Consider the following 12,555-nt stretch of genomic DNA (forward strand, 5'->3'; position numbering starts at 1 on the left):
TGCTCCATTCTTCTTATGCGAGTCTTGCGAGTACCAAAAAAGAAAGCGCCCTTGCGGGCGCCTCCTCGTCGGGAAAATACCGGGAGACCGGATCAGAGCGTATCAATAAAGCTGCGCAGCTTGTCCGAACGCGACGGATGCTTGAGCTTGCGCAGGGCCTTCGCCTCGATCTGGCGGATGCGCTCGCGGGTCACGTCGAACTGCTTGCCGACTTCTTCCAGCGTGTGGTCCGTGCTCATCTCGATGCCGAAGCGCATGCGCAGCACCTTGGCTTCGCGCGGCGTGAGGCTGTCGAGGATGTCCTTGACCACGTCGCGCAGGCCGGCCTGCATCGCGGCTTCGATGGGAGCCGTGTTGCTGCTGTCCTCGATGAAGTCGCCCAGGTGCGAATCGTCGTCGTCGCCGATGGGGGTTTCCATCGAGATCGGCTCCTTCGCGATCTTCATGATCTTGCGGATCTTGTCTTCCGGGATCTCCATCTTCGCGGCCAGGATGCCGGCGTCGGGCTCGAAGCCGAACTCCTGCAGATGCTGGCGCGAGATGCGGTTCATCTTGTTGATCGTCTCGATCATGTGCACCGGGATGCGGATGGTGCGCGCCTGGTCGGCGATCGAGCGGGTGATGGCCTGGCGGATCCACCACGTCGCGTAGGTCGAGAACTTGTAGCCGCGACGGTATTCGAACTTGTCGACCGCCTTCATCAGGCCGATGTTGCCTTCCTGGATCAGGTCGAGGAACTGCAGGCCGCGGTTCGTGTACTTCTTGGCGATGGAGATCACGAGGCGCAGGTTGGCCTCGATCATTTCCTTCTTGGCGTCGCGCGAGGACGATTCGCCCTCGTTCATGCGCTTGTTGATGTCCTTCAGCTCCGACAGCGGCACCACCACGCGCGACTGGATGTCGGCGAGCTTCTGCTGCAACTCTTGCACCGGTGGGATGTTGCGCGACAGCACCATGCTCCAGGGCTTGCCGGCGGCGGCCTGTTTCTCGACCCACTTCAGGTTCAGCAGGTTGGAGGCGATGCGGTTGCCGTTCTTGTCGTAGCCGCTGAAGTCGCGGATGAACTCGTCCTGCGGGAAGCCGCACTTGTCCACGATGATGCGGCGCAACTCGCGCTCCTTCTTGCGGACGTCGTCCACCTGCGTGCGCACCAGGTCGCACAGCTTCTCGATGGTGCGGGCGGTGAAGCGGATGGTCATCAGCTCGTCGGACACGGCCTGCTGGGCCTTGGCGTACGCCGGCGTGCCGTAGCCTTCCTTCTCGTAGATCTTGTGGATCTTCTCGAACAGCTCGGCGATGCGGTCGAAGCGCGAGAGGGCCTCGTTCTTGAGTTCCTCGAGCTTCTTGGTCAGGGCCTTGGAGCCGCCCTTGCCGTCGTCGTCGTCTTCCTCGTCGAATTCGTCGAAGTCTTCCTCGGCCACGTAGTCGTCGGCCTCGTTGGGGTTCGAGAAGCCGTCGACGATGGTCGAGATGACGACCTTGCCTTCACGGATCTCGCCGGCCAGGCGCAGGATCTCGGCGATGGTGGCGGGGGAGGCCGAAATGGCTTCCATCATGGCCATCAGGCCGCCTTCGATGCGCTTGGCGATCTCGATTTCGCCTTCGCGCGTCAGCAGCTCGACCGTGCCCATCTCGCGCATGTACATGCGCACCGGGTCGGTGGTGCGGCCGAATTCGCTGTCCACCGTGGAGAGCGCGGCTTCGGCTTCTTCCTCGGCTTCTTCCACCGTGGTGGCGGTGGGCGCGGTGTTGTTCAGCAGCAGGGTTTCGGCGTCGGGCGTCTGCTCGTACACCGCCACGCCCATGTCGTTGAGCATGGTGACCACGACTTCCATGGTCTCGGCGTCGACCAGCTTGTCGGGAAGGTGGTCGGAGATTTCGCCGTGCGTCAGGTAGCCGCGCGTCTTGCCCAGCGTGATCAGGGTCTTCAGGCGCGAGCGGCGCTTGGCCAGGTCTTCTTCGGAGAGCACGGTCTCGTCGAGGCCGAACTCCTTCATCAAGGCGCGTTCCTTCGCCTTGCTGATCTTCATGCGAAGCGGCTTGACCTTTTCCTCGGTCGCAGCGGCCGCGGGCTCGTCACCCGCCAGATCGTCCTCGATGTCCGACAGGTCGACGTCGCTCTCGGGGGCTTCCTTGTCGGCCTTGGGCTTGCGGCCGCGCTTGGCGCCGGTGGTGGTCGAGGCGGCGCCGGCGGCCTTGGGCGGGCGGCCGACCTTCTTGGCTGCCGGAGCGGCTGCTTTCTTGGGATCTTCGAGGGAGGTCGATTTCGTGGGCACGGTTTTCACTTTCGTAGCGGCGGCCGATTTGGATGCGGCGGCAGCCGTCTTGGTTGCCGGCTTTGCGCTGGCTTTCAACGGTTTTTCTGTTGCGGGCTTGGTGGCGACGCTTTTGGCAAGTGAAGGAGCAGGCTTCTTTGAACTGGGCATACGACCTCGTTACGGCAAGAAAAGACAAGCGGAATCACAGGCGCACCGTCACGCGGACAGCGCCACCGAGCCCATGCACAGGCATGGACTGGAAACAATTGGGAAAGAGGAATTAATTCCTCAACAGGCAAGATGTCGGGCGAACATTTGGTGTGCAGTCCTTGCGGTTATTGGCCCTTTCCGCCGGAATCTACCGTTGGAGTGCGTTGCGCTAGGGGCCGGCCCGGAGGTGCTGCTGTCGCTCTTGCCTAATTTCGCCAGTTGCGAAGCCCTACATTATAGCGTGTTGCGCAAATTTCAAGCAGTTTCTGATCCCGACGCGCGCAATCGGGCTCGCAATTCGAGCCGCCGCGCCTGGATTGCCCTGAAACGATCGGGTGCATCGGGGTCTTTCCCGAAAGCTGCAATTGCCTCGTTCTCCTGCTTTTTCAAGAGCTCCTCGAGCATGAAATCGAGCACGCTGGCGAGCTCCCGGGCGGCGTCGGCCAGGTGCTGGGCTTCCTCGCCCTCGGGAATGGGACCGGCCTCGGCGACGGACATCAGCCGCTCGGCCAGGGCTTCGAATTCGAGCCCACGCAGGCCTTCGCGCAAGGCCGCCCAGGGCTGGACGCCGTGCTCGTGCAATTGGCTGTCGAGCCAGGTGAAGAGGGCGCCGTGCTGGCCGGGCAGGTCGCACAGCATCACGTGGAGCTCGTGCGACAGCGCTTCCCACTGGGCCATGTTCGACAGCAGCAGCCGTACCGCCACGTCAGGACGGCTCGGCGGCGCGCCGCGTCCGCGCAGCGGCTCGATGGGCTCCTCGAACTTCCCGCCCCAGCGCTTGCCGCCCTTGCCCGTGAACTTGCGCTGCTGGAACTTGGGCTTGCTATCGCTTTCATAGCGGGGCGGCTCATAGTCCTGCGGCGGAGGCATGTCCGGGTAGTAGTCGTCTCCGCCTGCGTCGCCGTAGCTCGGGGGCTCGTCGTGGCGCCGCTGCTGCGCGGGAGCGCCGCCGGCCTTGCGCGGACCGGGCGTGGAGGCCCACAGCTCCGACAGCGCGGATGCGTCGAGCTGAACCAGCGTCGCGATCTCGCTCAGCAGCTGTCGTTTCAGCGCGCCGTCGGGCATCGCGCCCCAGAGCGGGCGCACGTTGCTCGTCATGTGGGCGCGGCCTTCGGCGGTGGTCAGGTCGCAGCCTTCGCGGGCGGCTTCGATCATGAAGCGCGACAACGGCGTGGCTTCGTTGACGAAGCGGGCGAAGGCCTCGGCGCCGTGCTCGCGGATGAAGCTGTCGGGGTCGTGCTCCGTCGGGAGGAACAGGAACTTGATGCTGCGCACGTCGGTGGCATAGGGCAGCGCGCCGTCGAGTGCCTTGCGGGCGGCGCGGCGGCCGGCGGCGTCGCCGTCGAAGCTGAACACCACCGATTCGGTGAAGCGGAAGAGCTTCTGCACGTGCTCCGTCGTGCAGGCCGTACCGAGCGTGGCCACGGCGTTCGGAAAGCCCAGCTGCGCCAGCGCCACCACGTCCATGTAGCCCTCGGTGACGAGCGCATAGCCCCGGTCGCGGAAGGCCGAGCGGGCTTCGTAGAGGCCGTAGAGCTCGCGGCCCTTGCTGAACACCGGCGTCTCGGGCGAATTCAGGTACTTGGGCTTCTCGTCGCCCAGCACGCGGCCGCCGAAGCCGATGCATTCGCCCTTCACGTTGCGGATGGGGAACATCACGCGGTCGCGGAAGCGGTCGTAGCGCTTGGCTTCTTCCTCGCTGAGCTTGCCTTCCTCGTTGTTGACGATCACCAGGCCGCTCTCGGCGAGAAGCGGGTCGTCGTAGTCGGGAAACACGCTCGCCAGGGCGCGCCAGCCGGCCGGCGCATAGCCGATGCCGAACTGCTTGGCCACCTCGCCCGAGACGCCGCGGCCCTTCAGGTATTCGATGGCGCCGGGGGCCTGCCGCAGGTGCTTGCGATAGGCGTCGCCGGCCTTCTCGAGCACGTCGGTCAGCGTGGCCTGCTTCTGACGCTGGCTGGCGGCGCGGGCGCGCTCGGCGGGGGAGACGTCGTCCTCGGGCACCTGCATGCCGTATTGGCCGGCGAGGTCGTGGACCGCCTCGACGAAACCCATGCCCGCGTGTTCCATCAGGAAGCCGATGGCGTTGCCATGCACTCCGCAGCCGAAGCAGTGATAGAACTGCTTGGTCGGGCTGACGGAGAAAGAGGGCGATTTCTCGCCGTGGAACGGGCACAGCCCCATGAAATTGGCGCCGGCCTTCTTGAGCTGCACATAGCGGCCGACGATCTCGACCACATCGGCGCGCGCGATGAGTTCCTGGATGAATGAAGCGGGGATGGTCATGTAGGCGAAGAGCGGCAAATCATACGCAAGCAGCCGAAGGTTCACCGCCGGGCGGCATACTGAAAGCGACCGGAATCCACGCATGACGACGCCCAAACCGCTGCAACACGTCGCGCCGCTGCTGCGCCATCCCCTCAGATTCTTCTGGGACGCCCTCAAGGAATTCCGCGCCAACCAGGGCCTGCTGCTCGCGGGCGCGGTGGCGTACTACGCGTTGCTGTCCATCGTGCCGCTGCTGATCGTGAGCGTGATCGCGCTGTCTCATGTCATCGAGCAGGCCGAGCTGCTGCGCACCATCGGGCGGTACCTCGAATGGCTGCTGCCGGGGCAGTCGAAGGCCATCGTGGCGGAACTGTCGAGCTTCCTGGACCACCGCGACGTGCTCGGCCCGGTGCTGCTGGTGACGATGATCTTCTTCAGCTCGCTGGCCTTCAGCGTGCTCGAAAGCGCGATGGCGGTGATCTTTCACCACCGCAAGGCCGACCACAAGCGGCACTTCCTGGTGTCGGTGGCCATGCCCTACGTCTACATCCTGTGCCTGTGCGTGGGGCTGCTGCTGGTCACGCTGGTGTCGGGGGCGCTGCAACTGGTGGGACAGGAAAGCGTCGACCTGCTGGGGCGCAGCTGGTCGCTTTCGGGCATTTCGGGGCTGCTGCTTTACCTGCTGGGGCTGGGCGGCGAGATCTTCATGCTGACTTCGCTCTACCTCGTGATGCCGGCCGGGCGCATGTCGCTGCGCCACGCGCTGCTTGGCGGCGTGACGGCCGCGCTGCTGTGGGAGGCCACGCGGCGGGTGCTGATCTGGTATTTCTCGACGCTGTCGCAGGTGAACGTGGTCTACGGCTCGCTCACCACGGCCATCGTCGTGCTGCTGAGCCTGGAGATCGCCGCCACGCTCGTGCTGCTCGGGGCCCAGGTGATCGCGCAGTACGAGCGCCTGGACCGCACCGGCAGCACGAAGCTGCCGGAATCCGAAAGGGTCAGCGGGGAGCCAGTCGAATCGCTCCGTCCAGGCGGATCACCTCGCCGTTGAGCATGTCGTTCTCGATGATGTGCTTGGCGAGCTTGGCGTAGTCCTCGGGCGTACCAAGGCGCGAAGGGAAGGGCACGCTGGCGGCCAGCGCGTCCTGCACTTCCTGCGGCATGCCGAACAGCATGGGCGTGCCGAAGATACCGGGAGCAATGGTCATGTTGCGGATGCCGCTGCGCGCGAGGTCGCGGGCGATGGGCAGCGTCATGCCGACCACGCCGCCCTTCGAGGCGCTGTAGGCGGCCTGACCGATCTGGCCGTCGTAGGCCGCGACCGAGGCGGTGGAAATCAGCACGCCGCGCTCGCCGGTGGCTTCGGGCTCGTTCTTGCCCATGGCGTCGGCCGCCAGGCGGATCATGTTGAAGCTGCCGATCAGGTTGACCGTGACGGTCTTGCTGAACACGGCCAGCGCGTGCGGGCCGTTCTTGCCCACCGTCTTCTCGGCCGGCGCGATGCCGGCGCAGTTGACGAGGCCAACCAGCTTGCCGAGCTTGAGCGCAGCGGCCACGGCCGCCTGGCCGTCGGCCTCCTGGCTCACGTCGCACTTGACGAACACGCCGCCGATTTCCCTGGCGACGGCTTCGCCCTTTTCGGCCTGCATGTCGGCAATGACCACCTTGCCGTCGTTCGCGGCCAGCATGCGCGCCGTGCCTTCGCCGAGGCCCGAAGCGCCACCGGTCACGATAAAAACCTTGCCGTCGATCTGCATAAAAGTCTCCTGAGATGAGCCTTTCATTATCGAAGACGCGAAGCGCAGGCCAGGAACACCGTGGAACCGGCTTCGCCGGGCCGCGGGTGTTGCCCCCGGTAGGGGGAGGCGAAGCGACACGAAGTGCGCGTAGCCTGGGAGCGAGCAACAGGTATAAAAAAAGGCCTCGTCGTGAGACGAGGCCCTGAATTGGATCCGTGAGGACCCAAGGAGACAACTGGTGGTGGTCGGTTGCTTAGCGCTTGCGCGAAGCGGTGGCGGTCTTCGCAGCGGCGACGGCTTGGGTCGACACGGCGTTGAAGTTGGCTTCGGCGACGTCAGAAGCTTGCTTGACAGCCTTTTGAACCGATTCGAAAGCGTTGTTGGCGGCAGCCACGGCGCTCTTCAGGACGGCAACGGCGGTTTCCGAACCGGCGGGAGCGTTCTTGGAAGCACTGTCGACCAGGCCGACGAAGGCTTGCTGGGCTTCCGAGGCCTTGGCTTCGAAGGCCTTGGTGAACTCGGCGCCGGTGCCTTGGGCGATGTCGTACAGGTGACGGCTGTAGGCGGCGGTCTTTTCGGCCAGGGGCTGGAACAGGCTGGCTTGCAGCGTCAGCAGTTCTTGCGCGTCCTTGACGCTCAGGGCAGCCTGGGCGGTGTTCTGGGCTTCGGCCAGGGCGGCCTTCGAAGCGGTCACGTTCAGTTCGACGAGCTTCTCGACGCCTTCGAAAGCCTTGGTGGTCAGGCCGAAGAGGGTTTCGAGGTTTGCTTTTTGAGCGGCGAGGATTTGGTCAGCGGTCAGGGCCATTTGAGATCTCCAGAAGGGATGATTGAGTGGTCGGTTCACGTTGCGCTGTCTCGCTGTTCATGTTGCGGTGCAGCATGGCCTCAAGTATAGGCAGCTGAGTTTTGCGATCAAGAGGTTTTTGCTGCCGTGCAGCAATTTAGAAGCCGTCATCTAAATCCGGCTGCCGGGCGGTCTCCAAGGTTGCTTTCCGCGGAAGGCGCCGCTGGCAAAATCCGCCGCGATGAGTGCTCCCACCACCAAACCCACTCCCCATACGCGCAGCGGCTACCGCGCATTCCGCAGCATCCCGACGCGCTGGGCCGACAACGACATGTACGGCCACGTCAACAACGTCGTCTACTACAGCTGGTTCGACACGGCGGTGAATGCGCTGTTGATCGAGCGCGGCGCGCTCGATATCCACCAGGGCCAGACCGTCGGCTTCGTGGTGGAGACGCAGTGCAACTACTTCGCGCCGATCGCGTTCCCGCAGACGGTGGAGGCGGGCATCCGGGTGGCCCAGGCGGGCCGGTCCAGCGTGCGCTACGAGATCGCCCTCTTCGCCGAGGGCTCCGATAGCGCCGCGGCGCAGGGCCACTTCATCCACGTCTACGTGGACCGCGCCACGCAGCGCCCGGTGCCGCTGCCTGAGGCGCTGCAGCAGGTGGTCGACTCGCTCAGGGCCTGAGCGAGCCGGTCTCCCGCGCGGAAGACCTTACATGGTCTTCTTCATGGCCTTGATCTCGGCCTTGCCCTGGGCTTCGTCAGCCTTGGCCTGCTTCTCGCAAGCGGTCTTGGCTTCGCCCTTCTGGTCGTCGCACTTTTCCTTCGCGACTTCGTAGGTGGCCTTCACCTTTTCCTCGGCCACCTTGCGGGCGTGGCTGTCGCTGGGCTGGTATTGCTGCTCGAGTTCGGCCTTGGCGACATCTTCCTTGCCCTTGGCTTCCTTCATGCAGACGTCCTTGGCGTTGTCCTTCATGGTGCCGCACTGGGTCTTGGCGACCTTGTAGTCGGCCTCGATCTTTTCCTTGGCGACCTTGTATTCGTCCTTGGTCATGGCACTGGCCTGCGTCGCGATGAAACAGGTGGAGGCGAGGGCCAGCATGAGAAGGTGCTTTTTCATGGGATGTTCTCCTTCGGGGATTGGATGGATGGGATCGGATCGGATTCGGCAGGGGAGAGTCCGGCGGCGCTCAGTAGCGCTCGAACCAGAGCGCGTCCGGCGAGCGGCCGTCGCGCGATTCCCAGTCCTTGACCTGCTTCTCGGCTTCGTCGCGGCTGATGCCGTGGCGCTCCTGGATGCGGCCGAGCAGCTGGTCGCGCTTGCCGGCGATGACGTCGAAGTCGTCGTCGGTCAGCTTCCCCCACTGCTCCTTGACCTTGCCCTTGAGCTGCTTCCAGTTGCCTTCGATGGTGTCCTTGTTCATGCGAATCTCCTTTGAGGCTGTTGACTCGGCGGGGCTTCGTCCGCCGCCGTGAAATCACTGTCGCCCGGGGTATTCGCCCTGCCGGTAGGACGTGCTGTCCGGCCCCCGTAGGCAGAGGCCGACGCGCGCCGTGATAATCGAACGGCCGCCGAAAGATTGAGACAACGCGCCCAGCACCATGATCATTCACAGCCTGCTCGACACCGACCTCTACAAGTTCACGATGATGCAGGTGGTCCTGCATCACTTCCCGGGCGCCAGGGTCGAGTACCGCTTCAAGTGCCGCAACCCGGGTGTCGACCTCGCCCAGTTCGCCGGGCAGATCCGCGAAGAGGTGCGGGGGCTGTGTTCGCTGCAGTTCCGCGACGCCGAACTGGCCTACCTGCGCTCCATGCGCTTCATCAAGAGCGACTTCGTCGACTTCCTGGGGCTCTTCCGGCTCAACGAGAAGTACATCAACATCATTCCCCAGCCCTCGGGCGAGCTCGAGATCCGCATCAAGGGGCCGTGGCTGCACACCATCCTGTTCGAGATCCCGGTGCTGGCCATCGTCAACGAGGTCTATTTCCGCAACACGCAGAAGAACCCCAACTTCCAGGAAGGCCGCCGGCGGCTCGAGACCAAGATCGCCCAGCTGCAGGAAGCCGGCCTCGGCGACCTGAAGATCGCCGACTACGGCACGCGCCGCCGCTTCTCCAAGGACTGGCACGAGGAAGTGCTGCGCACCGCGGCCGCCCGCCTAGGCGCCGTCACCTCGCCGCCGGTGCAGGCGCCGCCCGGCGCCCGGCTGCCGCAGCTGGCGGGCACCAGCAACGTGCTGTACGCCATGAAGCTCGGCATGATCCCGCTGGGCACCATGGCCCACGAATACCTGCAGGCCTGCCAAGCGCTCGGCCCGCGGCTGCGCGACAGCCAGATCTTCGGTTTCGAGAGCTGGGCGCGCGAGTACCGCGGCGACCTGGGCATCGCGCTGTCCGACGTGTACGGCATGAGCGCCTTCCTGCGCGACTTCGACCTGTACTTCTGCAAGCTCTTCGACGGCGCCCGCCACGACAGCGGAGACCCCTTCGTCTGGGGCGAGCGCATGCTGGCGCACTACATCGCCAACCGGGTCGATCCGCGCACCAAGACGCTGATCTTCAGCGACGGCCTCACGGTGCCGCGCACCATCGAGCTCTACCAGCAGTTCCGCGGCCGCTGCCAGCTGGCCTTCGGCATCGGCACCAATCTCACCAACGACCTGGGCTACGAGCCGCTGCAGATCGTCATCAAGATGATCGAGTGCAACGGCCAGCCGGTGGCCAAGCTGTCGGACACGCCGTCCAAGAACATGTGCGAGGACGAGAAATACCTGGCCTACCTGCGCCAGGTCTTCGAGATCGAACAACCCCCGGCGTGAAGGCTGTACTGACCTGTCTGGTACGGTACGGCCTCCCCATGCAAAAAAAGATCCGACCGAAGGCGGCCGCGCTGCCGTTGCTGTTCCTGTTTCCCGCCCTGGCTTCGGCCGCCGAGTTCGACGGCGGCAGCCTCTCTCCGCTGTGGGGCGTGCCGTTCGCGGGCATCCTGCTGTCGATCGCGCTGCTGCCGCTGCTGGCACCGGCGTTCTGGCACCACCACTACGGCAAGGTCTCGGCCGCCTGGGCGCTGGCCTTCCTGGTGCCTTTCGCGGCGGCCTTCGGCGTGCAGTTCGCCGGCGTGCAGTTCGTGCACGCGCTGGTGGCCGAATACATCCCGTTCATCATCCTGCTGACCGCGCTCTTCACGGTGGCGGGCGGCATCCACATCCGCGGCAACCTGCGCGGCGCGCCGGGGCTGAACACGGCGATCCTCGCCATCGGCGCGGTGCTCGCGAGCTTCATGGGCACCACGGGGGCGTCGATGCTGCTGATCCGGCCGCTGATCCGCGCCAACGACAACCGCGTGCACAAGGTGCACGTGATCGTGTTCTTCATCTTCATCGTGTCGAACGCGGGCGGCGCGCTCACGCCGCTGGGCGATCCGCCGCTGTTCCTGGGCTTCCTGAAGGGCGTGGGCTTCTTCTGGACCGCGCAGAACATCCTGTTCGAAACGCTCTTCATCCTGGCTGTGCTGCTCGCGCTGTTCTACGCGGTCGACCGCCACTACTACCGCAAGGAAGGCGTGCTGCCCTTCGACCCCACGCCCGACACGCCGGGCATCGGCTTCGACGGCGCCGCCAACTTCTGGCTGCTGGGCGGCGTGGTCGCGCTGGTGCTGCTCAGCGGCTTCTGGAAGTCGCCCGTGGTCTTCGATGTGTTCGGTACCGAGGTCGGCCTGCCGGGGCTGGTGCGCGACGTGGGGCTGGCGGTGATCGCGGTGGTTTCGTACAAGCTCACCTCGCCCAAGGTGCATGCCGACAACCAGTTCGAATGGGGCCCGATGGCCGAGGTGGCCAAGCTGTTCGCGGGCATCTTCCTGACCATCATCCCGGTGATCGCGATGCTCAAGGCGGGCACGCAGGGGCCGTTCGGCGCCATCGTCTCGGCCGTGACGCGCGCCGACGGCCAGCCCGACCCGGCGATGTACTTCTGGGCCACCGGCGTGCTGAGCTCCTTCCTCGACAACGCGCCGACCTACCTGGTGTTCTTCAACACCGCGGGCGGCGACCCGGCGGCGCTGATGACCACCTACGCGAGCACGCTGGCCGCCATCTCGGCCGGCGCCGTGTTCATGGGCGCCAACACCTACATCGGCAACGCGCCCAACCTCATGGTCAAGGCCATCGCCGAAAGCCGCGGCGTGCGCATGCCGAGCTTCTTCGGCTACATGGCGTGGTCCGTCGTCATCCTGGTTCCGCTGTTCGTCCTTTCCACCTTCCTCTTCTTCCGCTGAGAGACAAATCATGAGCAAGCCCAAGATCCTGGTCGCGCGCGCGATCTTTCCCGAGACCATCGAGCGCCTGTCGCAGCAGTTCGAGGTCGAGTCGAACCAGTCGGACGAGAGCTGGAGCAAGGAGCAGCTGATCGCGAAGCTGCAGGGCAAGCAGGGCGCCTTCACCACCGGCAGCGAGCGCATCGACGCCGCGGTGCTCGACGCCTGCCCCGACCTGAAGATCTGCGCCAACATGGCCGTGGGCTACAACAATTTCGACGTCGACGCGATGGCCGCGCGCGGCGTGCTGGGCACCAACGCGCCCGACGTGCTGACCGAGACCACGGCCGATTTCGGCTTCGCGCTGCTGATGGCCACGGCCCGCCGCATCGCCGAGAGCGAACACTTCCTGCGCGCGGGCAAGTGGCAGAAGTGGAGCTTCGACATGTTCGCTGGCTCGGACATCCATGGCTCCACGCTCGGCATCATCGGCATGGGCCGCATCGGGCAGGGCATCGCCAGGCGCGGCGCGCACGGCTTCGGCATGAAGGTGGTCTATCACAACCGCTCCAGGCTCGACGCCGCGCTCGAGGCCGAATGCAAGGCCAGCTACGTGGGCAAGGAAGAGCTGCTGAAGACGGCCGACCACGTGGTGCTGGTGGTGCCTTACTCGCCGGCCTCGCACCACACCATCGGCGCGGCCGAGATCGCGCTGATGAAGCCGACCGCCACGCTGATCAACATCGCGCGCGGCGGCATCGTCGACGACGCGGCGCTGGCCGTGGCGCTGCGCGAGAAGCGCATCGCCGCCGCCGGCCTCGACGTGTTCGAAGGCGAGCCGAAGGTGCATCCCGACCTGCTGACCGTGCCCAACGTGGTGCTGACGCCGCACATCGCCAGCGCCACCGTGCCCACGCGCCGCGCCATGGCCGACCTCGCGGCCGACAACCTCATCGCGTACTTCGGCGGCAAGGGCCCGCTGACGCCCGTGACGCCGGTTCCGGCGGCCAGCAAGTAAGCAGAGAGGCAGCACCGCA

The 12,555-nt window shown here is 65.3% G+C and carries 11 protein-coding genes; 5 read left to right on the plus strand and 6 right to left on the minus strand.

The annotated features are described in order from the left end of the window. Positions 1-92 precede the first annotated feature (92 nt). Together rpoD and dnaG are read right to left on the minus strand one after the other, a co-directional pair. Positions 93-2,426: an RNA polymerase sigma factor RpoD gene (gene rpoD / locus EJP69_RS24030; protein WP_093203445.1), complete on the minus strand. Its 2,334-nt coding sequence runs from the start codon at positions 2,424-2,426 to the stop codon at positions 93-95. Between the two features lie 297 nt (positions 2,427-2,723). Further along, the gene (gene dnaG, locus EJP69_RS24035; protein ID WP_126472763.1) at positions 2,724-4,754 is read right to left on the minus strand and encodes a DNA primase; all 2,031 of its coding nucleotides are present in this window, start codon (positions 4,752-4,754) and stop codon (positions 2,724-2,726) included. A gap of 82 nt (positions 4,755-4,836) precedes the next feature. Between dnaG and EJP69_RS24040 the strand changes: the two genes are divergently transcribed. Then, entirely contained in the window at positions 4,837-5,787 is a 951-nt protein-coding gene (locus EJP69_RS24040) for a YihY/virulence factor BrkB family protein (RefSeq protein WP_093303615.1), read from the plus strand. On the opposite strand, the gene EJP69_RS24045 is transcribed toward EJP69_RS24040, so the two are convergent. Both EJP69_RS24045 and EJP69_RS24050 read right to left on the minus strand, forming a co-directional pair. Beyond that, on the minus strand, positions 5,735-6,493 hold the full coding sequence (locus EJP69_RS24045; protein WP_126472764.1) for a 3-hydroxyacyl-CoA dehydrogenase: 759 nt from the start codon (positions 6,491-6,493) through the stop codon (positions 5,735-5,737). The genes EJP69_RS24040 and EJP69_RS24045 overlap by 53 nt on opposite strands. 235 nt (positions 6,494-6,728) lie before the next feature. Beyond that, positions 6,729-7,280, minus strand: coding sequence for a phasin family protein (locus EJP69_RS24050; protein WP_125951637.1), 552 nt, complete (start codon positions 7,278-7,280; stop codon positions 6,729-6,731). A gap of 220 nt (positions 7,281-7,500) precedes the next feature. On the opposite strand from EJP69_RS24050, the gene EJP69_RS24055 reads away from it, so the two are divergent. After that, complete coding sequence (locus EJP69_RS24055) at positions 7,501-7,947, plus strand: acyl-CoA thioesterase (protein WP_126472765.1); 447 nt, start codon at positions 7,501-7,503, stop codon at positions 7,945-7,947. A 27-nt stretch (positions 7,948-7,974) separates the two neighbouring features. Here EJP69_RS24055 and EJP69_RS24060 read toward each other — a convergent pair whose 3' ends face one another. Together EJP69_RS24060 and EJP69_RS24065 are read right to left on the minus strand one after the other, a co-directional pair. After that, positions 7,975-8,382: a hypothetical protein gene (locus EJP69_RS24060; RefSeq protein WP_093203438.1), complete on the minus strand. Its 408-nt coding sequence runs from the start codon at positions 8,380-8,382 to the stop codon at positions 7,975-7,977. A gap of 70 nt (positions 8,383-8,452) precedes the next feature. Then, on the minus strand, positions 8,453-8,686 hold the full coding sequence (locus EJP69_RS24065; RefSeq protein WP_093303623.1) for a CsbD family protein: 234 nt from the start codon (positions 8,684-8,686) through the stop codon (positions 8,453-8,455). A 178-nt stretch (positions 8,687-8,864) separates the two neighbouring features. Between EJP69_RS24065 and pncB the strand changes: the two genes are divergently transcribed. From pncB to EJP69_RS24080, 3 genes are read left to right on the plus strand one after another with little or no spacing between them, the layout of a single operon-like run. After that, entirely contained in the window at positions 8,865-10,085 is a 1,221-nt protein-coding gene (gene pncB / locus EJP69_RS24070; protein WP_093203434.1) for a nicotinate phosphoribosyltransferase, read from the plus strand. A gap of 38 nt (positions 10,086-10,123) precedes the next feature. Beyond that, positions 10,124-11,539, plus strand: a complete 1,416-nt coding sequence (locus EJP69_RS24075; protein ID WP_126472766.1) for a sodium:proton antiporter — start codon at positions 10,124-10,126, stop codon at positions 11,537-11,539. A 10-nt stretch (positions 11,540-11,549) separates the two neighbouring features. Continuing rightward, entirely contained in the window at positions 11,550-12,536 is a 987-nt protein-coding gene (locus tag EJP69_RS24080) for a 2-hydroxyacid dehydrogenase (protein ID WP_093303629.1), read from the plus strand. Positions 12,537-12,555 lie beyond the last annotated feature (19 nt).

It is taken from the genome of Variovorax gossypii (genome assembly GCF_003965815.1).
In the GTDB taxonomy this organism is placed as follows: domain Bacteria; phylum Pseudomonadota; class Gammaproteobacteria; order Burkholderiales; family Burkholderiaceae_C; genus Variovorax; species Variovorax gossypii.

Coding starts and splice junctions, on each gene's coding strand:
- dnaG (WP_126472763.1), bottom strand. CDS start 4,754: ATGACCATCCCCGCTTCATTCATCCAGGAACTCATCGCGCGCGCCGAT.
- EJP69_RS24045 (WP_126472764.1), bottom strand. CDS start 6,493: ATGCAGATCGACGGCAAGGTTTTTATCGTGACCGGTGGCGCTTCGGGC.
- EJP69_RS24065 (WP_093303623.1), bottom strand. CDS start 8,686: ATGAACAAGGACACCATCGAAGGCAACTGGAAGCAGCTCAAGGGCAAG.
- EJP69_RS24050 (WP_125951637.1), bottom strand. CDS start 7,280: ATGGCCCTGACCGCTGACCAAATCCTCGCCGCTCAAAAAGCAAACCTC.
- EJP69_RS24060 (WP_093203438.1), bottom strand. CDS start 8,382: ATGAAAAAGCACCTTCTCATGCTGGCCCTCGCCTCCACCTGTTTCATC.
- EJP69_RS24055 (WP_126472765.1), top strand. CDS start 7,501: ATGAGTGCTCCCACCACCAAACCCACTCCCCATACGCGCAGCGGCTAC.
- rpoD (WP_093203445.1), bottom strand. CDS start 2,426: ATGCCCAGTTCAAAGAAGCCTGCTCCTTCACTTGCCAAAAGCGTCGCC.
- pncB (WP_093203434.1), top strand. CDS start 8,865: ATGATCATTCACAGCCTGCTCGACACCGACCTCTACAAGTTCACGATG.
- EJP69_RS24075 (WP_126472766.1), top strand. CDS start 10,124: ATGCAAAAAAAGATCCGACCGAAGGCGGCCGCGCTGCCGTTGCTGTTC.
- EJP69_RS24040 (WP_093303615.1), top strand. CDS start 4,837: ATGACGACGCCCAAACCGCTGCAACACGTCGCGCCGCTGCTGCGCCAT.
- EJP69_RS24080 (WP_093303629.1), top strand. CDS start 11,550: ATGAGCAAGCCCAAGATCCTGGTCGCGCGCGCGATCTTTCCCGAGACC.